A 21,343-nucleotide genomic window follows, 5' to 3' on the forward strand; every position below is an offset into this window, starting at 1 on the left:
TTTAATTTTTATAAGATGATTTTTAACACCGATAAGCAAACCCTTACTGATCTCAATATACTGGGGAAACCGGGAGCTGATTCTATCTACACGGTTTTTAACCATACCAGCACACGCGGAGGCGCCGCTGTGCTGGAAGATATGTTCAGGTACCCGCTTGCGGAAAAAAGCGCTATCAATAACAGAAGCGGCAAGATCCGGTTTCTTCAGTCTGTTGATGCCGGTTTCCCTTTCAGCAGCGGCTTGTTTGACGCAATAGAAGGTTACCTGGCCGTGCAGGACGACCGGACCCGTTTATCGCCGGAGGGAAATACCCTGGCAAGGAAATTTAACCACCTGATAGCGGCCGATACTAATTTTAAAACGGTCAGCGACGGGGTCCGGTCGGTGATAGAAATGCTGCATACGCTGCAAGGGTTTTTTATTGATATGACAAAAATGTCCGCTGATCACCCATACCTGCCGGATATCGCTGAAATGAAAAAACTCCTGCAAGACCCGGCATTGGAGCTGGTATTGCAGGAGCCGGCGGGAACGAAATTGCCTTATGAAAAAGTAGTAGCCTATGATCAGCTGCTCAGGTTCCGGTTCAGAAATGAACTGGGCAAAATGTTGTCGCTGATCTATCATTTAGATGTATATATCACGGTAGCCAACGTGGCGGCGCAAAGAAAGTTTATATTCCCGGTTGCATTGGATGCCGGTAGTCACCATATACGGCTGGAGGGCGTTTACCATCCCCAGGTACCGAAGGCGGTGCCCAATACGATACATATTACCCCGGAAAACAACGTCGTTTTTTTAACCGGGGCCAACATGGCGGGTAAGTCCACCTTTATGAAATCACTGGGCATAGCCATGTTCCTGGCGCATATGGGCTTTCCCGTTCCTGCGGAGAAAATGGAGTTCGCCGTAAGGGATGGTATTTACACCACTATCAATTTACCGGACGACCTTTCCTCCGGAAGCAGCCATTTTTATACGGAGGTGTTGCGGATAAAAAAGATCGCCAGGGAGCTGTCGAAAGCCAGGAACCTGTTGCTCATCTTTGATGAACTTTTCAGGGGCACCAATGTAAAAGACGCCTATGAAGGTACGGTGGCAGTTACCGCTGCCTTTGCAGAAAGAGAGAATGGTGTTTTTGTCATTTCAACGCATATCACCGAAGCGGGAGAAGTGCTGAAAGAGCAGTGCAGTAACATCCAATTCATTTTTCTGCCTACCCGCATGGAAAACAACAAACCCGTTTATACGTACCGGTTAGCGGAGGGTATTACCACCGACCGGCATGGGATGATTATTATCAAAAATGAAGGTATCCTGGATATCATCGGCAAAAAGAAAGATAAAAATAAGGACGTATGAGTTTTCTCGCAGACAAACAAACGCTTGATGATCTGAACATTCCCGGCAGGTACAACAACAAATCCATTTACCGTATATTCGACAACGTTATAACCGGCGGTGGCAGAAAGTTGCTGGATGATATGTTCCGGTATCCATTAACAGATCATCTTGCGATCAATGAACGCAGCAGTATATTTCAATACTTTGACAAGAACCCTGCTGTACTGCCTTTCAGTGGCGAATCATTTAGCATAGTAGAAAATTATCTTACCACCGGCGCCGGTGCTACCATGCCGGCCGCGGCGTGGAATATAGTATACAGGAAATTGCTTAAAACGGTGATCCGCGATAACAGCTATGAGTTGCTTGTTACAGGGCTGGAAAAAACGATCACATTGTTAATAGCCTTTCGTGATTTCATTTACAAATTAGCCGAACTGGGCGCCTATGGCCCTGTGCAGGAACAGGTCGAAAAAATCCGGCAGATCTTTAACGACCGGCGGCTGCTGTGGCTCCGGAAAGAAACAGATGTAAAGAATATTCCGCTGCCAAAGCTTATAAAATACGACTACCAGTTGAGAACGGGATGCCTGGAGGAGATGAAGACCGTGATAGACATTATTTACCAGTTTGATGTGTATATAGCCGTATCCACTGTGGCGCGGACAAAGCACTTTTGTTACGCAAGCGCTTTACCCAAACATAAAAATGTAATCAATATCAGCGGATTATTTCATCCCTCAGTGGAGCATGCGGTGCCCAACGACATTTCATTTCATCCGGCATCGAATGTTGCTTTTCTTACCGGGGCAAATATGGCGGGGAAGTCAACATTTATGAAGTCGTTTGGTATTGCCGTTTTTTTATCACACATGGGGTTCCCGGTGCCGGCAACGGAAATGGAGTTCTCTGTAAAAGACGGGCTCTTTTCTACTATTAATGTCCCCGATAACCTGGAGCATGGCTATAGTCACTTTTATGCCGAAGTATTGCGGGTGAAAAGTGTAGCGGAGCAGGTAGGAGCGTCAAAAGATCTCGTGGTTATATTCGATGAGTTATTTAAAGGCACCAATGTAAAGGATGCTTATGATGCTACGCTCGCTATTACCGCTGCTTTCTCGGAACACACGAATTGCTTTTTTATCATTTCCTCGCATATTATTGAAGTAGGCGAGGCCCTGAAAAAGGAGGATGGAAGCTTCCGTTTTTTATACCTGCCCACGGTGATGGAGGGAAATGTGCCCAGGTATACTTATCAATTAAAAGAAGGTATTACAGCGGATCGTCATGGTATGATTATTATCGGGAATGAAGGGTTAATAGCATTGATCCTTAAGCGGGAATGAGTTTTATGCACGATCATAAATTTACGATATGTCGTATATTTTTTATTAAATAGTTTCGCTTATAATGTTGATTATGAGATGATTGAGAGGTGGCATCTTTGTTGTCTTACCGGGCGGAAACTATTTAATTTATGAAACCGTCACCGAATCTATTATCTCCGGAAAACCACGCATTAGTATTAATTGATTTTGAAGGCCAGATGGCTTTTGCCACCAAGAGTATTCCGCTCAGTGAACTGCGTACCAATACCGCTATTGTTGCCGGCGCTTCAAAGATCTTTAATATCCCTACCATTGTAACAACAGTTGCCGAAGAAACCTTTTCAGGCCCTGTATTTCCTGAAATTGAAGAATTTTACCCACAGGCTACTTCCGGGTATATCGACCGTACCTCCATGAATACCTGGGAAGATGAAGCCGCGTATAAAGCCATTACCGGTACCGGTAAAAAGAAGCTGGTACTTGCGGGGCTGTGGACGGGCGTTTGTATAGTAGGTCCTGCGCTGTCGGCCATAGAAGAAGGCTATACTGTGTATGTTATTACCGATGCCTGTGGCGATGTTAGCCCGGAAGCGCATGAACGCTCCGTGCAACGCATGGTGCACGCAGGCGTTAAACCCATTACCGCTATTCAATACCTGCTGGAATTGCAGAGAGATTGGGCCAGACAGGAAACGTATGTAGCCGTTACCGACCTGATGAAAAAGTATGGTGGTTCTTATGGCATAGGCATTCATTATGCCCATCATATGCTTAAACACTGATTTCTTCTGTAAAATCCTCTACCAGCTTTGCGAGTTTCCAATTTCTGTTTATGGCAAAAGTCAGCAATGCTGATCATGCTCCTGCTGATCGGCCATGCAGGTTTCACACAATCATTTAAAGGGATGCGTTTTGATGAGAATTACGCCTACCTGCGTGATTCTGCACCTACCTTTTATCGCCAGGTAAAATATACTTCCCTCTCTGCTGAACATAACATATACATTTCTTTCGGCGGATCGGCGAGGTGGGAATATGTTGATTTTAATAATGAAGACTGGGGGCGGCTGGGAACAGGTCACAATAATTTCTTATTGCAGCGCTACGACCTTCATGCGGATGTTCACTTCGGAGAACGCATCCGGGTGTTCACGCAGCTGCGAAGTGCCTGGGAAGGAGGTCGTAAAAACGGTCCCAGGCCTATTGATGAAGACCACCTGAATATTCAGAATCTCTTTGTTGATGCACAGCTGTATAAACGTAACACAAAAAGCCTTACTGTCCGTGCCGGCCGCCAGGAACTGGACTATGGCAGCGGGCGGCTGATCTCTGTCCGTGAAGGGCCCAACCTGCGGCTCTACTTTGATGGACTTAAATTAATGTATGCCACCCCAGGTTTTACCGCAGACGCATTTGCAATGGCGGCAGACACGGTGAACACGGGTACATTCGACAATAAGATCAGCAAGCAGGTAAACCTGTGGGGACTATATGCGAAGCGTATTTTCCCCCGGGCTGGCAACCTTGATGTGTATTACCTCGGCGTCCGGCGGGATCTGGCAGTTTTTGAAGAAGGCGCTGCAAAGGAAGTAAGACATACACTGGGCAGCAGGCTTTGGAAATATGGCGGCGGCTTCATTTACAATTTCGAGGCGGCATGGCAGTTCGGGAAGTTTGGCGTTGCGGATATCAGCGCCTGGACCGCTTCCGCAGATATCGGCTATATGTTTGAATCTGTGAAAGGCCGGCCAACGATCAATTTACGCAACGACTACATCTCCGGCGACCGCAATAAAGGCGACGGAAAACTAGGCACCTTTAACCCGCTGTATCCCAAAGGAGGATATTTCGGATTCAGTCCGCAAATAGGCCCGGTAAACCTCATTGATATCCATCCTTATGCGACTGTGAACCCGGGGCCTAAACTGCTGTTGCAGGCAGATGTGGTATTCAACTGGCGTTACTCCCTGCAGGATGGTGTATATCGCCCCAGTGGCAATTTTAACCTGGCAGGCGCTTCTTCAGCAAAAAGATATATAGGTACCGCTTACCTCGCAAGTGCAGTATACACGCTGAACCGCTTTATCTCGCTGAATGCCGGTATACAATATTTTAAGACAGGCGCTTTTGTAGATGATCTGATCAAAGATCATAAAGACGGTTTATTCATCAACACCCGGGTTGCATTCAAATTTTAATAAGAAAATAAATTATTCATCATGAGAAATTATAATAGAAATCTTTGGACAACAAAAGTAAGAAGCCTGTTACCAGTAGCTTTTGCGTTGCTGCTGGGAACCTCAGCATATGCCCAACAAACGGCAACCGCAGATACCACTGTAAAAACAACGGCGATCGGCACTTCAAAGATCTGGGGAAAGGTAGATGGGATTGCCATCGAAGGATTGGTCCAGGGGCCTTCAGCCGCTGAATCTCCTTTACAGGTAGCTTGTGTGTTCGAGTACACGGAAGGCGATATTTTTAATCCTCCTGCATTGCCCGCCGCGCTGAACGGCATGGTTCACCTGGATGAGGCGCTGCACGGTCAAATTACAGCACTGCGCAAAACAGGCAGGTTTGCCGGGCATGCATTGGAAACGATACTGATTACGCCCGCTAAAGGCGCATTGAAAGCCCCGCGTTTATTACTGATCGGCATGGGCAACCGGAATAATTTCACGCCGGATCTTATGACCTCCGTGGCAACTGTAGCCATGCGTGAAGCACTGAATTTAGGCGTGACCAGTTTTTCTTTTGCCAGCGATATCAAAGATGGCGGTATTGATTCTCCTACCGCCCTCGTTGCTGGTAATGTCACCAAAGGCATTATTGAGGCATACAGAACGCAGCTCTATCTCCATAAAAATAATTTAGCTGCCCCGAAAAAAATAACCAAAGTAATACTGCTTGCTGGCCCCTCATTTTTCGTCACTGCCGGCGAAGGAATCAAAGAAGCCATTGCTTCATTTCATAACTAAAACAGACGATGATGAAAAAGGCCGATTTAATTCTTTATAACGGTAAAATCCATACCGTAGACAGGCACCAGCCTTCGGCAACAGCAATGGCAATTAAAGAAGGCAAATTCATAGCTGTGGGAGACGACGCCACCGTACTCAACGGGTTTCAGGATACCGGTACGGTGCTGATCAACCTGAAAAACAAAAGGGTGATACCAGGATTAAATGATTCGCATATCCATTTAATCCGCGGTGGCCTGAACTATAATCTTGAATTAAGATGGGATGGCGTCCCTTCCCTGGCGGATGCATTGCGCATGCTGAAAGTGCAGGTGGCGCTAACACCATCGCCGCAGTGGGTGCGTGTAGTAGGCGGGTGGACTGAATTTCAGTTCGCCGAAAAAAGAATGCCCACCCTGGATGAGATCAATGCCATTGCGCCGGATACGCCGGTATTTATTATGCACCTGTACGACAGGGCACTGTTAAACCGCGCAGCATTGCAGGCAGTTGGATTTACAAAAGACACGCCGGCGCCGCCGGGAAGCCGTCTGGAGAAAGATGCCAAAGGCAATCCCACCGGGCTGCTGCTGGCAGCGCCTAATGCACTCATCCTGTATGCCACACTCGCCAAAGGACCGCGGTTGTCGTACGAACACCAGGTAAATTCTACCCGTCACTTTATGACGGAGTTAAACCGCTTTGGCATCACCAGCGTGATAGACGCCGGTGGCGGCTTTCAGAATTTCCCCGATGACTATAAAGTTATCAGTGAACTGAATGACAAAAAACAACTGACTGTTCGTATCGCTTACAACCTGTTCACACAACGGCCTAAACAGGAGCGGGAAGACTTTGAAAACTGGACCAGTTCTGTTACCCTTCACCAGGGAGACGACATGTACCGCCACAACGGCGCCGGCGAAATGCTGGTGTTTTCTGCCGCCGACTTTGAAGATTTTCTCCAGCCGCGGCCGGACTTGCCCGATACAATGGAGGAGGAGCTGGAACGGGTAGTGAGGCTGCTGGTAGAAAAACGCTGGCCTTTCCGTTTACACGCCACCTATAACGAAAGCATCACCCGGTTTTTAAATGTTTTTGAGAAAGTAAACCGGGAGATTCCTTTTAACGGCCTTCCCTGGATCTTCGATCATGCGGAAACCATTGATGAGCGCAATATTGACCGTGTACGGGAACTTGGCGGCGGCATTGCCATTCAAAGCCGCATGGCTTTCCAGGGCGAATACTTTGCCGATCGTTATGGACCTGCCGCAGCGGCGCATACGCCACCGGTTAAACAAATGCTTCAATCAGGCGTACCCGTTGGCGCAGGTACCGACGCCACCAGGGTTAGCAGTTATAATCCATGGGTAGCCCTGTACTGGCTCACTGCCGGCAAAACCGTAGGAGGGTTGCAACTGTATGGCGACGGAAATAAATTAAGCCGGGAAACCGCACTGGAACTGTATACAAAAGGGAGTGCATGGTTTTCCGGAGAGCAACAAAAGAAAGGCAGTATCAGGGTAGGACAGTTCGCCGACCTGGCGGTATTGGACAGCGACTTTTTTGAAGTGGATGATGAAGCGATTAAATCTATTGAGTCCATCCTTACCATTGTTGACGGAAAGGTGGTATACGCCAAGGACGATTTCGCTACCCACGCCCCGCCAAGGATACCCGTGTTGCCTGACTGGTCACCCGTGAAAAACTATCCGGGTTACTATAAAGATGCTGCGGTTGTTGCCAAGGCGCCAGCTGCTGAAGCGGTTGCTGCTGCCGGGATACATAGCTGTAAAGGCAGTTGCGACGTTCACGGGCATCATCACGATATTGCCCGCAAGAGCAACATCCCTGTTAACAATTACACCGCATTCTGGGGTGCATTTGGTTGCTCCTGTTTTGCATTTTAACGCGCATATTATGAACGATATTATCACCTCCCTACTTTACTCCGACCTGGGCAGCACCTGGAATAATGCTGCTATGCTGGCATTCCGCTGCCTGCTGGCGCTGGAGCTGTTCAGGGTACATGGCATGAAAAAGTTCCGCGTAGTGAACGGGCAAAAAGAGCATGTACCGAACCCGCTTCATTTACCGGAAAAGCTCAACGCACTGGTGGCTACGTTTTCAGATACCGTAGTGCCTTTCCTGGTAATGCTGGGCATCGGGACGCGGCTGGTAATCCTGCCCACGATTGGAGTAACCGCCATCGGTTATTTTGTGGTACACCGTAACGACGACCTGGAAGTGCGCGATGTGCCTTATATGTATACGCTCTCTTTACTTTTTTTACTGGCGCTGGGCGCCGGCACCTATTCTTTGGATAACTTTTTATTGCTTCAATTATTTAATTAAAAAAGATGATTACACGTATTGGTATTAAACCAGAACACCTTTCTGCTGTAGCCCATTCGCTGGGAAAAATAATGGCAGATGAATTCGTTCTTTACACCAAAACCCTCAAAGCACATTGGTGTGTAACAGGACCTGATTTTCACAGCAAGCACCTGTTTTTTGAATCCCAGTACGGGCAGATGGAAGAAATAGTGGATGATGTGGCAGAAAGGATCCGGTCCCTGGGCCATTTCCCGCCGGCGACCCTGAAGGAATTTTTAAGCCTGACGCACCTCACGGAGCAGTCGAGGGAAAAAAATGATGCAACAGGGCACATCAAAGAACTGCTGTCGGACCATGAAAGTATACTGATCCGCCTGCGCGAAAACATAGACGGCTACGTAACCGCATTCCATGATGCAGGAACCAGTGATTATATCACCGGGCTGATGGAAAAGCATGAAAAAATGGCCTGGATGCTCAGAGCGCATCTTGAATAGCGTAAAATTAAACACCACAAAATTAAAACATGACAGAAGCTACACACAATATCAATTGGGTAACATTTTTACTTGCATGGGTAGCGGGTTTTTGCGATACCGCCACCTTTGTATCGGGAGATGGCATTTTTTCTGCACACGTGACCGGCAATTTTATTGTGTTTGCGGCGCAGGTGGCAACGGGTGGCGATCACATGGAGTCCTGGATGAAACTAATCACCTTTCCGGTATTTGTACTCGCTGTAATGGCCGCTGGATGGGCGGTTGAGAAAACGCAGAAAAAGTATAAAATACTCCTTGTGGAGGGCATCGTACTTATGATTTGCGGAATTGGCGCTATCTTGCAGCCCATGTTAACGGGAGTGGAAGAGAAAGTAATGATCTATTCAATTGTGATGACTACTGCGGCAGCAATGGGGCTGCAAAATGCTTTTGGAAAATTATTTGCCAAAGAAACACACGGACCAACGACCATGATGACCGGCAACGTTACCCAGGCCTCGCTGGATCTGGGAAACCTGATCAGGAAGGGCCGGAGCGGCGATGCCCTGGCGTGGAAGGATTTCCAGGGCCAGGTGTTCACCATCGGGGGATTTTTAGCCGGTTGCGTGATTGGCGCAATAATGGCTAAATGGCTGGGACTCAGTGCTATCCTGCTACCGGGAGTGGCTGTTGTTGTTTGCTATTTGCAGGGAGAGGTGATGGCGCGTAAATTTGCGCCATGAGGAAAATGATCCGGGGGAAAATATGGATATGGATGTTGCTGGGACTCGCAGTTACCGGGGAAGCCTACGGGCAGTCCGCTGCAGGCCCCGAAACCATAGGCCGGTTGGTTCAAAGCCGTAAAGGAGATACCGCTACTATCACCGCCTGGATGAAGCGGGGAGAATCGTTCCTCGACAAACCGGGATCACTGGAGCCTGATATGAAAATGGCTTTCCAGATCGCCGGCCAAATGGAAAAATTAAGCAAGGAGCTGAGATACCCGGCAGGGCTTGGGCTGAGTAAACTGTTACTGGCAAAAGCCTACCGGGAATCCGGGCATTCCGGCGAAGGCAGAGCGTCAAGTGAAGAGGCGGTTCGCCTTTTAAGTGTTTATGGAACACCCAGGCTAAAGGCAGAAGCAATATTGGAGCTGGGGGGCAGCTATTCCAATTCGGCGGAAGACCTTCCGATAAAGATCAGTTTATACAAACAGGGCATCGATATTTATCAAAGCCTGGGCGACAGTCTTTCTGCGGCCAAACTTAATGAGTTCAGGGGAGATCTGCTAAAGCTGAACGGTCAGTATACAGAGGCACTGGAGGTGTTAACAGCTACTTTATCCGTTTACGAACAAATGGGATACCTGCGCTTACAGGGAATCTATTCGATAATGGGTGAAATCCATCACGAGTTAAATAATTTCACTCAATCACTCCGGTATAGTTTACTTGCGGTGGAAGCCGGAAAAAAGACAGGGGATACGGGACCAGTGATGTCTACCGTATATAACCGTGTAGGTGTGAACTATTACAGCATTAAATATTATGACGAGGCGATCGATTATTTCAATAAAGCATTAGCGCTGGCCCGGAGCAACCGGGACACCGGCAGTATTAAAACCATGCTTGTCAATATTGCAGACGCCTGCCGCAATAAGGGCGAGTACAGAAGAAGCCTCGACACCATGTTTGTCAGCGCCCAATACGGGCCTAATGTCGATGAGGTGATAGGGATGCTGGAACCAAGCCTCTACATGAAGGACTATTTGGCACTCATGGAATTTGACAAAGCTGCACCTCACTTCAGAAGCCTGGTAAACTCCTATAAGCACTATAGCCCGTCCGACAGGTTCAGCCAGATTATGCGTCTGGGAATCATTTATTACCTGCAGGCGGTTGGCCGTTTTAGTGAAACGATTCCCTATCTCCGGAGTTATGCCCACTACAAAGATAGCATACCACTGGCGCTTGTACGGAAGGTGGAAGGAGAGTACCTGTTTTACAGAACTGATTCGGCAATGGGTAATATTTCTTCAGCTTTCAGCCATTTCAGGCAATATAAATTGCTTTCCGATTCTTTAACCAGTGTTGCCCAGGCGAAACAACTGGGAGTACTGCAATTACAGTTTGAAACCAGGCAAAAAGATAAAAATATAGAATTACTTATGCAGAAAAGTGCGCTGCAGGAGGTGTTGTTGCAAAACGAGAAAGTATTCCGCAATGCATTTGCCGCAGGTGTAGCCATGCTGGTGCTTTTCTCCGCATTAATGTATAACCGTTACCGGCTGAAGAAACGTTCCAACCTGGAGCTGGAAAGTAAACAACGGGAAATAAATGATCAGAACGAAGTGCTGAAAAAGCTGGTGGAAGAAAAAGAGTGGTTATTGAAAGAAGTACATCACCGCGTTAAAAATAATTTACAGATTGTGATCAGCCTGCTCAATACGCAGTCTGAATACCTGGATAACGCAGATGCAATAGCTGCCATCCGCAACAGTCAGCACCGCATGTATGCGATGTCGCTCATTCATCAGCGGCTTTACCAGGTTGATAATCTCGGGAAAATAGATATGAAATGGTACATGGGGGAATTGATTGGTTATATGAAGGAGTCGTTTGAACAAACAGATAAGATTTCTTTCACTACCGAAACTGATCCGTTGCTGCTCGATGTTATCCAGGCAGTGCCTATTGGGCTGATCATTAACGAGGCCGTGAGCAATTCGATCAAATATGCGTTTCCGGGTGGCCAGGGAGGCAATATTTATGTTTCATTGAAACGTACAAACGAAGCCGGTTGTTTGCTGCTGATTTCAGATGATGGTATTGGCTTTTTGCAGGAACAGGATCCGGAGAACACATCGCTGGGAATGAGCCTGATGCACGGCCTTTCCGGTCAGCTTGATGGCAATTTCCGTATATCGGCTGCTGTGGGCGCCGGCGTAAGAATCAGGTTATCCTTTCAATGCAGGACCTTTAGTACCATAAACAGTTAAAACGCCCGCAGGATGAGTTTAAAAGAGAAAATACTGATCGTCGAAGACGAATTTATCGTTGCCAATGATCTGCGTATTATGCTGGCGAAAGCCGGTTATACCATGTGTGGGATTGCTTCTTCTGTAGAGCAGGCCCGCGAGTTAATTGCGCTTAAAGATCCCGACTGGGTGCTGCTCGATATTACGTTGAAGACGCCGGTGTCGGGGATTGAACTGGCCAAAGAATTGTTTCTGCAGAAAAAACCGTTTTTGTTTATCTCTGCAAATACAAACCAGGCTACGCTGGAAGCAGCAAAAACAACACAGCCATATGGATTCCTGGTGAAGCCTTTCCGCGAGCGCGACCTGCTGGTGATGCTGGACATTGCCCGGTACCGTTATAGCGCGGAGCATGGTGTTGCTGAAAATAATACGACCGTTGTAAGCGATGACGACAACAGCTTTCCCGACATTATTGGTAAAGGAGCTGCATTGAAAAAGGCCCTCGAAAAAATCCGTGCAGTAGCCCGCAGTAACAGCTCTGTATTGTTACTGGGAGAAAGCGGAACAGGAAAAGAACGGTTTGCGCAGGCCGTTCACAAAGCTTCCAACCGGAAAAACAAACCCCTGGTAACGGTAAATTGCGCCGCCTTGCCGCTGGCTCTTTTAGAGTCGGAATTATTCGGTCATGAGCGGGGAGCCTTTACCGGCGCCGGTCAGAAACGGATCGGTAAGTTTGAACAGGCGGGAGGAGGTACCATCTTCCTGGATGAAATCGGTGAATTATCTTTAGAAGCGCAGGTAAAACTTCTGCGCGTATTACAGGAAAGGGAAATTCACCGCCTTGGCGGCGATATGCCCGTGCCGGTAGATGTGCGGGTGATTGCGGCAACCAACCGCAATCTTGAAAAAGAAGTGGCCGAAGGAAGGTTCCGGCTGGACCTGTATTACCGGCTGAATGTATTTCCGATAGCGTTGCCGCCTTTACGCGAAAGGGCAGAAGATATTCCGCCGCTGACCGCTTACTTTCTTAAAAAGTTTGCACTGGCATTGGGAAAACAGGTACCGGAAGTGAGTAAGGAAGCCATGCAATCACTGCTGGAATACCGCTGGCCGGGCAACATCCGGGAATTAGAGCATGTCATTGAACGGCAGGTTATTCTGACGATGAACAATGAGATCACTGATTTTGATTTGCCGGTACACCTGGAAAAAAATCCGGGTTCCACCTCCTTTGAAACGATGGAGCAGATGGAGCGGAACCATATTATGAACGCATTAAAACTATGCAAGGGCCGGGTTTCTGGCGTTAATGGCGCTGCCGAAATGCTTGGGTTACCTGCGCAAACTGTATACTCCAAAATGAAAAAACATGGAATTGAATCGGGTTACAAATAGTATTATTTTTTGAATGCCGTCACATGGAAAAAGAAACAACAAGGATAGAAGCTTTCAGCGATGGGGTTTTCGCCATTGCCATCACTTTACTGGTATTGGAACTGCATGTGCCGTTGATGGAAGAAAACGGGAAAGGAGATTCGTTGTTGAAAAAGCTGGCCGCGGAATGGCCTTCTTTCCTGGCTTTCAGCCTGTCTTTTTTCAGTATTTTCATTATGTGGGTCAACCATCATAAAATCTTCAAACAGATCTACCGGCGCAATACCCCGCTGATGTTCGCCAACGGGCTTATCCTGTTCCTGGCTACCTGCGTTTCCTATCCTACGGCATTACTCTCCCGTTACTACCATACTTCCTCCGTTCATATTGTAGTGGCCATTTATACCGCTTTATTTGTATGCATTAACCTGGCATTCAACCTGCTTTGGTGGATCGCCAGCCAGGACCGGCAACTGTTAAGACCGGACATCACCGACGACGGTATTAAGCGTATAAAAAGGAATTACCTGTACGGCATCCCGGTGCATACCCTGGCCTTTATCCTTTCCTTCGTGCAACCAACAGCTGCGTTGTTTCTTTGTGTGGCCTTGTGGATCTACTGGGCTTACACTTCCGGTAAGCTCGATCTTAAAGGAAAATAGTTTCACGCTTCCCCGTCTTCTTTGCCGGTAACAAAATGTTCTTTTTTAATGCCTAACCGCTGCATTTTTGATATCAGGGTAGTTGCCGGCATCTTTAATTTTGTAGCAGCGCCATTGGGTCCTGAAATTCTTCCCCTGCATATTTTAAGCACCTTCAGAATATACTCCCGTTCTATTTCTTCCAGCGGCAGGATCTTAAAAGCTTTGTCATTTAAACTGCTTTCTGCACCAATTTGCTCAGGAAGCTGGATCATTTTAATGATGCTCTTATTAGTCAGCAATACCGCGCGTTCAATAAGGTGTTCCAGTTCACGGATATTACCCGGCCAGGCATAGGAAATTAATTTTTCCATTGCTTTTTGGGAGATGCCCGAAATTTTTTTCCCGGAGTTCCGGGAGAACCGTTCTATAAAATAAGAGGTGAGGGCGGGAATATCTTCTTTTCGTTTCCGCAAGGGAGGTAAGGTAATAGGGAATACATTTAACCGGTAGTATAAGTCGCTCCGGAAGCGGTTTTGCGACACTTCCTTTTCCAGGTTCCTGTTGGTGGCGGCAATGATCCTTACATTCACACTAATGGTTTTTCCACCACCCACCCGCTCTATTTCTTTTTCCTGCAATGCCCTTAATAATTTCACCTGGAGCTCCGGTGGCAATTCTCCGATCTCATCGAGGAACAAGGTGCTGTTATTCGCCAGTTCAAACTTCCCGATACGGCGGTCGGACGCACCGGTGAAACTTCCTTTCTCATGGCCGAATAATTCGCTTTCTATGAGGTTCGCCGGCAATGCAGCACAATTCACTTTGATCATGAGCTTCCCCCGGCGCGGAGACGCCTCATGTATGGCACGGGCAACCAACTCCTTGCCGGTGCCGGTTTCCCCGAGTAAAAGTACGGTAGCATCTGATGGCGCTACCTGCGAAATTAAACGGAAAATCTTCTGGATTTCGGGTGAATGACCAATGAAGCCTGAAAAGCGGTTGGCCGATTGTTCGGCTATCAGGTAAGCCTTTTCTTCTTCCAGCTGTTGCCGGTACCGGTCTATTTCCTCCATCTGCTGTTCTATCTTTTCATTGGCCAGTACATTGCACATACCAGTTCCTAAAAGGTCTGCCACGCCGGCGAGCAGGTTGAATTTTTCAGCTGAAAAGGCCCCTTCGTTATTTGAATAAAGAAATAACACACCCCTGTCCTCGTTGGCATTGGTGATTTTAACCAGCATCATTTCTTTGATGCCGAGTTTAAACCAATAGTGAACATAGGGCGCAATATCCTTTTGCCTGGTGAGTGCAGCAAGTTGAAAAATCACCGGCTGATCAGCAGACAACGCGAGGTTAAAAACCCCGTCATTCACAGGATGCTGGCGGTGAATAATGGGACTGTCCACCTTACCATTTTCCAGTTTCTTATCCCGGCTATGCAAAAACGGATAGTGCGTCGTAGCGTCTTCAGACAATAAACATAAAGTATAATACTGGCTGTTAAACAGGTCCAGTATTTCATTATTGATGATATCCCACAGGTCGGCCCGGCTGCGCACCGCAGCAATTCTGCCGGCTACGCAAAGCAAACTTGCCTGTTCATTTTCTTTTTGAATAAGTTGATTTTCAAAGATGGCATTCTTGTCCACATGACTGCCCTGTTCCATATCCACCGGACCCGTATGATTGGTTTTCTGCATCATCGAAAGTACTGAATTTCATAGAGCCGGACAAGAAAGCGATATCATAATATTACGACATGTCGTATTTTTTAAAACTAATTAATTTCATAAGAATTTGATTGTTAATTGATTAAAGCTGGGCACACCGTTTGACTTGCCTGGGCAAAACAAACCAATAACTATGAGCACAAAAGAAACTACACAGCAGGTGCCTGCGGTAGCAAATGATCCGGCCATTTCAAAAGACGTCAAAGCTTTTTTAAGTGTGCTGAATGTACCGGGTGCACCGGGACTGGAAACACTTTCCGTAAGTGAAGCCCGCCAGGTGCTGATCAATGCGCAGGCGGCTGCGGATGTTGACTATTCCGGTATTGAAGAAAGTGAAAAGACGATCAGCGCCGGTGGTTTTTCGATCAAATTAAATATCGTAAAACCAGCAGGAAACAAAGAACAACTCCCGGTATTCATTTTCATCCATGGCGGCGGCTGGGTATTGGGCGATTATCCCACGCATAAAAGAATGGTAAGGGACCTGGTGGTGTTATCCGGTGCAGCAGGCGTTTTTGTGAATTACACACCTTCACCCGAAGCGCGCTATCCCCAGGCGGTGAATGAAATTTATGCAGCCACCAAATGGGTAGCGGAGCATGGCGCTGAAATTGGTGTGGATGGCAGTCGCCTTGCCATTGTAGGCAACAGCGTAGGTGGCAATATGGCTACCGTAACAGCGATTAAAGCCAAAGAAAACAAAGGACCTGAGATCCGTGTACAGGTGCTGTTCTGGCCGATTGTTGACGCCGGCTTTGAACATGATACCTACAAAAGATTCGGACAGGACCGTTTTCTGACCACGCCTTTAATGAAATGGATGTACAATCAGTACACTACGGATCCTGCAGAACGTGAGCAGGTGTACGCATCTCCACTTAACGCTACGATCGATCAGTTAAAAGGACTTCCTCCTGCCTTAATACAGGTAGCCGAAGCGGATGTGCTCCGTGATGGCGGTGAGGCTTACGGCCGCAAACTCGATGAAGCCGGCGTAGCGGTAACCACTGTTCGATACAATGGAATGATCCACGACTTCGGATTACTGAACGCTTTGGCAAACATTCCCCAAACAAGATCACTTTTTGTGCAGGCCGCAGCAGAACTTAAAAAATACCTGGGGCTGAAGTAAAGCGTCCGCTTTTATAAACCCGCTGAAATCATCTTTACAAATTTAAAAACAACATCATGAAATTAACTTTATCAGTTGCTGCTGTCCTCGCGTTTTCGCTAATGACTGCCGTTACTTCCGCTCAAAATAAACCATCTGCCAGGGCTGAATACATCGAGGTAGAGCCCAATGTAAGATTACATGTGACCGATCTGGGGGAAGGAACCCCCGTTGTGCTTATTCATGGATATCCATTGAGCGATGCCTGCTGGGAATACCAGTACCATGCCCTGGTAAAGGCCGGCTACCGGGTTATTGGCATTACTTTGCGGGGATTTGGCTTATCCGACAAGCCTTATGGCAAGTATAACTATGATCAGTTTGCAACGGATATTAAAACAGTACTCGATAAGCTAAACATTAAAGATGCCATTCTTGGTGGTCATTCGATGGGCGGAGCGATATCACTGCATTATGTCGCCAAATTTAACGCGGCACATATTAAAAAACTGGTACTGTTTGATGCGGCAGCTCCCTGCCACACAAAGAAACCGGATTATCCTTATCCGCTGTTCACCAAAGATCAGATTTCCAGCTGGATTGAGTTGCATAACAACAACCGCCCGGCCTTATTTGATGCCGTAGCGGCAAAGTTCACGCTGTCGCCAACTTCGCTGACACCAGGTTTGGGTAACTGGTTGGGAGGTATTGAAGCACAGTCTTCGCCATACGCCACAGAACAGGCGCTTATTGCACTCAGGGACGAGGATCTGCGATCAGACCTGCCAAAAATAAAGATACCTACACTCATCCTGCATGCCACGCACGACAGCATCGTAGCCTACGCATTGGCAGAGCAGATGAAGGCCGGTATAAAGAATGCAACACTGGTGCCTTTTGAGAAAAGCGGGCATGCTGCATTTATCGAAGAAAAAGATAAGACCAATGCTGAGTTGATCAAATTTATCAAAGAATAGCAGCGGTAGTTAATGTAACGGGGGTAAGCCGTTGGGCGCAGTCCCCGTTGCATTAAACGTCTTCTCTGGTTGTGAAAAATTCTGCCGGGTTTACGATATATTTATTATAATTGCAGCACTGGTTTCTCCTTACCAGCGTACGCGTATGGTTAATTATAGCAATTATTCCGATCCTGATCTGGTCTTATTACTTAAGGAAGGAGACCGGAATGCCTTTGCAGAAATTTATCACCGGTATAAACTGGTACTTCACCATCACGCCTGGAATAAAACCCGCAACGACATTGATGCACAGGATGTGATCCAGGAGATTTTCTCTAATCTCTGGGTAAAAAGAGAGGCCATTCAGATTGAAAGTAATTTATCCGGTTACCTGTACAGCAGTGTGAGGAATCATATCCTGAACCTGTTTGCGAAAAAACAACTTCAGCAGAAATATATTGACTCCATACAACATTATTCCCAACATGGAACGGCTGTTACCGATCACAAGGTGCGCGAATCTATGCTGGCAGCGGCAATTGAGAAAGAAATAGCCGATCTTCCGCCAAGAATGCGGGAAGTGTTTGAGTTAAGCCGGAAACAGCACCTGAGCCATAAACAGATCGCTGAAATCATGGGCACTACCGAGCAAACGGTGAAAAAGCAAATGTCTAATGCCTTAAAACATCTCCGTAAAAAAATAGGTTTCTTTGCTTACCTCTACCTGCTCTGGATGCTGAAGCACTAGGTACTGGCGGTCCGCTTAAAAATATTTTTCTCCCGGCTATACCACTTGCAGCCCTCCAACCTGTCTTATGATGTATAAAGCACTTTTTTAAAGCTAATCATCAGAAAATTGGACAACAGCATTGTAAAAGTATCACACCTGTCTCATAAATACAGCCGGGACTGGGCCATACGCGATATCAACCTTGAAATCAGCAAGCTGGGCGTACTGGGCTTACTGGGTTCAAACGGCGCCGGCAAATCAACCACCATGAACATCCTGTGCGGGGTACTGAGCCAGACAGAAGGTACCGTGGAGATAGATGGGATCGATATCCGGCAGCATCCGGAAGCAGCCAAAATGAGGATAGGCTTCCTTCCTCAGAACGCCCCGCTGCACCTTGATCTGACGGTTAGTGAATACTTAACGTATTGCGCTTACCTGCGCAACATTGATAAACGGCAGGTAAAGGCGGCAGTAGCGTCGGCGATGGAAAAATGCGGTGTTGCCCATTTCCGCACCAGGCTTATCAATAACCTCAGCGGCGGCTACCGGCAGCGGGTGGGCATCGCTCAAAGCATCATACACCGGCCCAAACTAGTTGTGCTTGATGAGCCAACAAACGGGCTGGATCCTAACCAGATACTGGAAGTACGCAAGCTGATTAAAGAAATCGCCACGGAAAGGGCCGTTATTTTTTCTTCTCATATTTTATCGGAAGTGCAGGCGACCTGCGATGATGTACGCATGATTGAAGGCGGAAGAATGGTATTTGCCGATACCATGAAGGCTTTCAATAATTACATTTTACCAAACTCCCTGCGCGTTTATATGAACAATCCGCCGCCAATTGAAACAATGGCGGCCATCCCCGGGATCACTCATGTGGAACTGCTGAATGATGGTGGTTTCAGGATGCATTTTGACACTACTTCATTGGTGTCTTCTACTATTATTCAACTCGCCGTTGACGATAACTGGCAGCTCACGGAAATTATGCTGGAGAAAAGCAGCCTGGACGAAATTTTTGCACAGTTATCAAATAAAACTTCCTGAACCTGTTATGACTAAAATATTTAAAATAGCTAAGCTGGAGCTCAGCGTACTTTTTTATTCCCCTGTTGCCTGGCTGGTGCTGGTGATTTTTATGGTGCAATCCGGGATGGGCTTCTTTGGAATGCTCGGCAGTTTCCAGGAGTTGTTTATGATGGGAGAAAAAGCGGATAATTTAACGCAGCTGCTCTTTCCCGCTACCAATGGGCTGTTCGATAAAGTGTTGCAAAATCTTTATTTATATATCCCGCTGCTTACCATGGGACTGATAAGCCGGGAAATCAGCAGCGGTTCTATCAAATTACTACTATCGTCGCCGGTAAAAATCAGTGAAATCATTTTGGGTAAATACCTCGCCATGATCTATTACGCGCTGATGCTGATGGCTATTTTAGGCATTTACTGTGTGATTGGTATATGTGTGATTAAAGATGCAGATACTGGTTTGATCGGCGCAGGGTTGTTGTCTTTGTTCCTGCTAACAGCCACCTACGCGGCTATCGGCCTGTTTATGTCGAGCCTGACAGGATACCAGGTGGTGGCCGCCATCAGTACCCTTGCTGTATTGGCGGTGCTGAAGTATATTGGAACGGTAGGACAAAGTATTGATTTTGTAAGAGACCTTACCTATTTCCTGTCTTTATCAGGACGAACGGAAAGTATGTTGAACGGCCTGATCACCTCCAGGGATATCATCTATTACCTGCTCATTATTTTACTTTTCCTGGGTCTTACAATGCTGCGGTTTAAGGTGAGCCGTGAGTCTAAACCACTCGTCATACAGGCAGGCAAGTATGTGGCGCTTCTTGCATTTGTTTTGCTGGCAGGATATTTAAGTGCAAGACCCGCCGGTATCGGCTACCTGGATGTTACCGCGCAAAAGTCCCAGACGCTGACACCGGCCAGCCAGGCGGTTGCCAAACAGATCGAAGGCCCACTCGTAATCACCACTTACGTAAACCTCCTGGACCAGCATGTATACGCCGGGCTGCCGGTATCACGAAACACGGACCTGTCGCGTTTTGAAGATTTCCGCAGGTTTATACCCGGTATCAAAATGAACTATGTTTATTATTATGATGCTACGGATCTTGCCAGTAATCCCAATATGATTTACCAGGGAGATATTACCGGTTTGAATACAAAACAAGTGGCTGAAAAGGTGGCGGACAACATAGGAGTTGACCTTGACGATTTTTTAACACCCGACCAGATCCATCAGATCATTGACCTGGCGCCGGAGGAAAATACATTTGTCCGGCAGCTCAGCTACCGCGGCAACACCAGCTTTCTCCGGCTGTATAATGAAAATAACCAGTTCCCGGAAGAAGCGGAAATTACGGCTGCTATAAAGAAGCTGGTGACGCCACGCCAGCAGATTGTTTTTATAGAAGGGGATGATGAACGCAGTATCCGGATAAAAGGGGACCGGAGTTACAACTTGTTCAGTAACGCCAGGAAAACCAGGAAGTCGCTGATCAACCAGGGCTTTGATGTAATAAGCGTAAACCTGGATGTGGCGGATGTGCCGGAAGGCACAACGCTGCTTATACTGGCAGATCCGGCCAAACCTTTGAGTCAACATGCCGACTCCAGTGTGCGCCGTTATATAGCCACGGGAGGCGATATGCTGATTACAGCAGAACCTTCGCACCGCGAGGTGATCAATCCTTTCCTGCGTCAGTTTGGTGTGCAGCTGTCCCCGGGCATGATGGTGAACCCCGACAAAAATGCGCCTGCCGATCTTATCCAGGGGCGCATTGCCACAGAAAATAACGAATACCTGGATCAGCTGATGTACATGAATGCAGCTGTAGCCATGCCTTCTGCGGCCATGCTGGAGGTAACAGACCGTATTTTCACCGCGGATACCGTGCTGCAAAGCAGTGCCCTGGGCTGGAACAGGAAGAATGGATTTGATCCTTCATCGTCGTCGGTATCCTATCAACCCGAGCTGGGAGATCTGAAGGGAAGCAAACCGTTAGTCCTGATGCTCAAACGTACACTAGCCAACAGGGAGCAAAAGATCCTGATCAGCGGAGATGCTGATTTTATGAGTAATAATTCCATCCCGCAGGCATACAATTTCCCATTTATTAATGGCATCTTTAGATGGTTCAGCGATGGCCGGTTCCCCGTGAAGGTGAGCCGCCCGGCGCCGCAGGACGATGCCATTTTAACCAGCAGACAGCAATTATCGGTTTACCGGTCAGGAACATTATGGGGAATACCTGCATTCATGATCGCCTGTGCTGCAGCGCTTTTGATCAGCAGGAAAAGAAAATAAAAAAAATATACCTCCTTGGGAGGTGTG

Annotated in this window: 18 protein-coding genes; 17 read left to right on the forward strand and 1 reads right to left on the reverse strand. The window is 47.4% G+C overall.

Annotated elements, in window-relative coordinates:
- Positions 1 to 15 precede the first annotated feature (15 nt).
- The 12 genes from AB6805_RS29060 to AB6805_RS29115 all read left to right on the forward strand — a co-directional run bounded on the left by AB6805_RS29060 (position 16) and on the right by AB6805_RS29115 (position 13,467).
- Entirely contained in the window at positions 16 to 1,365 is a 1,350-nt protein-coding gene (locus AB6805_RS29060) for a DNA mismatch repair protein (RefSeq protein WP_370912943.1), read from the forward strand.
- Positions 1,362 to 2,693, forward strand: a complete 1,332-nt coding sequence (locus tag AB6805_RS29065; RefSeq protein WP_370912944.1) for a DNA mismatch repair protein — start codon at positions 1,362 to 1,364, stop codon at positions 2,691 to 2,693. The genes AB6805_RS29060 and AB6805_RS29065 overlap by 4 nt, the downstream gene beginning before the upstream one ends.
- A 131-nt stretch (positions 2,694 to 2,824) precedes the next feature.
- Positions 2,825 to 3,457 carry a hydrolase gene (locus AB6805_RS29070; RefSeq protein WP_370912945.1) on the forward strand — a complete coding sequence of 211 codons (633 nt, stop codon included), beginning with the start codon at positions 2,825 to 2,827 and terminating at the stop codon, positions 3,455 to 3,457.
- A gap of 66 nt (positions 3,458 to 3,523) precedes the next feature.
- Positions 3,524 to 4,873, forward strand: coding sequence for an alginate export family protein (locus AB6805_RS29075; protein ID WP_370912946.1), 1,350 nt, complete (start codon positions 3,524 to 3,526; stop codon positions 4,871 to 4,873).
- Positions 4,874 to 4,894: 21 nt separating this feature from the next.
- Positions 4,895 to 5,653: a M17 family peptidase N-terminal domain-containing protein gene (locus tag AB6805_RS29080; RefSeq protein WP_370912947.1), complete on the forward strand. Its 759-nt coding sequence runs from the start codon at positions 4,895 to 4,897 to the stop codon at positions 5,651 to 5,653.
- Between the two features lie 11 nt (positions 5,654 to 5,664).
- Positions 5,665 to 7,545, forward strand: coding sequence for an amidohydrolase (locus AB6805_RS29085; protein ID WP_370912948.1), 1,881 nt, complete (start codon positions 5,665 to 5,667; stop codon positions 7,543 to 7,545).
- 10 nt (positions 7,546 to 7,555) lie between these two features.
- Positions 7,556 to 7,990, forward strand: coding sequence for a DoxX family protein (locus tag AB6805_RS29090; protein WP_370912949.1), 435 nt, complete (start codon positions 7,556 to 7,558; stop codon positions 7,988 to 7,990).
- Between the two features lie 5 nt (positions 7,991 to 7,995).
- Positions 7,996 to 8,469: a Dps family protein gene (locus AB6805_RS29095; protein ID WP_370912950.1), complete on the forward strand. Its 474-nt coding sequence runs from the start codon at positions 7,996 to 7,998 to the stop codon at positions 8,467 to 8,469.
- Positions 8,470 to 8,498: 29 nt separating this feature from the next.
- Entirely contained in the window at positions 8,499 to 9,194 is a 696-nt protein-coding gene (locus AB6805_RS29100) for a YoaK family protein (RefSeq protein WP_370912951.1), read from the forward strand.
- Positions 9,191 to 11,449: a histidine kinase dimerization/phosphoacceptor domain -containing protein gene (locus AB6805_RS29105; protein WP_370912952.1), complete on the forward strand. Its 2,259-nt coding sequence runs from the start codon at positions 9,191 to 9,193 to the stop codon at positions 11,447 to 11,449. The genes AB6805_RS29100 and AB6805_RS29105 overlap by 4 nt, the downstream gene beginning before the upstream one ends.
- Positions 11,450 to 11,461: 12 nt before the next feature.
- Complete coding sequence (locus AB6805_RS29110) at positions 11,462 to 12,826, forward strand: sigma 54-interacting transcriptional regulator (protein WP_370912953.1); 1,365 nt, start codon at positions 11,462 to 11,464, stop codon at positions 12,824 to 12,826.
- A 23-nt stretch (positions 12,827 to 12,849) separates the two neighbouring features.
- A complete protein-coding gene (locus AB6805_RS29115; RefSeq protein WP_370912954.1) occupies positions 12,850 to 13,467 on the forward strand; it encodes a TMEM175 family protein in 618 nt (205 codons plus the stop codon).
- Positions 13,468 to 13,469: 2 nt separating this feature from the next.
- Here AB6805_RS29115 and AB6805_RS29120 read toward each other — a convergent pair whose 3' ends face one another.
- Positions 13,470 to 15,152, reverse strand: a complete 1,683-nt coding sequence (locus AB6805_RS29120; protein ID WP_370912955.1) for a sigma 54-interacting transcriptional regulator — start codon at positions 15,150 to 15,152, stop codon at positions 13,470 to 13,472.
- Positions 15,153 to 15,312: 160 nt separating this feature from the next.
- On the opposite strand from AB6805_RS29120, the gene AB6805_RS29125 reads away from it, so the two are divergent.
- The 5 genes from AB6805_RS29125 (at position 15,313) to AB6805_RS29145 (ending at position 21,316) form a co-directional block, all read left to right on the forward strand.
- On the forward strand, positions 15,313 to 16,311 hold the full coding sequence (locus AB6805_RS29125) for an alpha/beta hydrolase (protein ID WP_370912956.1): 999 nt from the start codon (positions 15,313 to 15,315) through the stop codon (positions 16,309 to 16,311).
- A 56-nt stretch (positions 16,312 to 16,367) separates the two neighbouring features.
- On the forward strand, positions 16,368 to 17,267 hold the full coding sequence (locus AB6805_RS29130) for an alpha/beta fold hydrolase (protein ID WP_370912957.1): 900 nt from the start codon (positions 16,368 to 16,370) through the stop codon (positions 17,265 to 17,267).
- 145 nt (positions 17,268 to 17,412) lie between these two features.
- Positions 17,413 to 17,997 carry an RNA polymerase sigma factor gene (locus tag AB6805_RS29135; RefSeq protein ID WP_370912958.1) on the forward strand — a complete coding sequence of 195 codons (585 nt, stop codon included), beginning with the start codon at positions 17,413 to 17,415 and terminating at the stop codon, positions 17,995 to 17,997.
- 108 nt (positions 17,998 to 18,105) lie between these two features.
- Entirely contained in the window at positions 18,106 to 19,032 is a 927-nt protein-coding gene (locus AB6805_RS29140) for an ABC transporter ATP-binding protein (protein WP_370912959.1), read from the forward strand.
- Between the two features lie 7 nt (positions 19,033 to 19,039).
- Complete coding sequence (locus tag AB6805_RS29145) at positions 19,040 to 21,316, forward strand: Gldg family protein (protein WP_370912960.1); 2,277 nt, start codon at positions 19,040 to 19,042, stop codon at positions 21,314 to 21,316.
- Positions 21,317 to 21,343 lie beyond the last annotated feature (27 nt).

This window comes from Chitinophaga sp. RCC_12 (assembly GCF_041360695.1).
GTDB lineage: Bacteria > Bacteroidota > Bacteroidia > Chitinophagales > Chitinophagaceae > Chitinophaga.

What these genes read in the sequence shown, in the direction of transcription:
- AB6805_RS29100 (WP_370912951.1), top strand. Translation starts at nt 8,499, where the DNA reads ATGACAGAAGCTACACACAATATCAATTGGGTAACATTTTTACTTGCA.
- AB6805_RS29085 (WP_370912948.1), top strand. Translation starts at nt 5,665, where the DNA reads ATGAAAAAGGCCGATTTAATTCTTTATAACGGTAAAATCCATACCGTA.
- AB6805_RS29060 (WP_370912943.1), top strand. Translation starts at nt 16, where the DNA reads ATGATTTTTAACACCGATAAGCAAACCCTTACTGATCTCAATATACTG.
- AB6805_RS29070 (WP_370912945.1), top strand. Translation starts at nt 2,825, where the DNA reads ATGAAACCGTCACCGAATCTATTATCTCCGGAAAACCACGCATTAGTA.
- AB6805_RS29110 (WP_370912953.1), top strand. Translation starts at nt 11,462, where the DNA reads ATGAGTTTAAAAGAGAAAATACTGATCGTCGAAGACGAATTTATCGTT.
- AB6805_RS29130 (WP_370912957.1), top strand. Translation starts at nt 16,368, where the DNA reads ATGAAATTAACTTTATCAGTTGCTGCTGTCCTCGCGTTTTCGCTAATG.
- AB6805_RS29145 (WP_370912960.1), top strand. Translation starts at nt 19,040, where the DNA reads ATGACTAAAATATTTAAAATAGCTAAGCTGGAGCTCAGCGTACTTTTT.
- AB6805_RS29105 (WP_370912952.1), top strand. Translation starts at nt 9,191, where the DNA reads ATGAGGAAAATGATCCGGGGGAAAATATGGATATGGATGTTGCTGGGA.
- AB6805_RS29115 (WP_370912954.1), top strand. Translation starts at nt 12,850, where the DNA reads ATGGAAAAAGAAACAACAAGGATAGAAGCTTTCAGCGATGGGGTTTTC.
- AB6805_RS29120 (WP_370912955.1), bottom strand. Translation starts at nt 15,152, where the DNA reads ATGATGCAGAAAACCAATCATACGGGTCCGGTGGATATGGAACAGGGC.
- AB6805_RS29125 (WP_370912956.1), top strand. Translation starts at nt 15,313, where the DNA reads ATGAGCACAAAAGAAACTACACAGCAGGTGCCTGCGGTAGCAAATGAT.
- AB6805_RS29095 (WP_370912950.1), top strand. Translation starts at nt 7,996, where the DNA reads ATGATTACACGTATTGGTATTAAACCAGAACACCTTTCTGCTGTAGCC.
- AB6805_RS29135 (WP_370912958.1), top strand. Translation starts at nt 17,413, where the DNA reads ATGGTTAATTATAGCAATTATTCCGATCCTGATCTGGTCTTATTACTT.
- AB6805_RS29065 (WP_370912944.1), top strand. Translation starts at nt 1,362, where the DNA reads ATGAGTTTTCTCGCAGACAAACAAACGCTTGATGATCTGAACATTCCC.
- AB6805_RS29075 (WP_370912946.1), top strand. Translation starts at nt 3,524, where the DNA reads ATGCTGATCATGCTCCTGCTGATCGGCCATGCAGGTTTCACACAATCA.
- AB6805_RS29080 (WP_370912947.1), top strand. Translation starts at nt 4,895, where the DNA reads ATGAGAAATTATAATAGAAATCTTTGGACAACAAAAGTAAGAAGCCTG.
- AB6805_RS29090 (WP_370912949.1), top strand. Translation starts at nt 7,556, where the DNA reads ATGAACGATATTATCACCTCCCTACTTTACTCCGACCTGGGCAGCACC.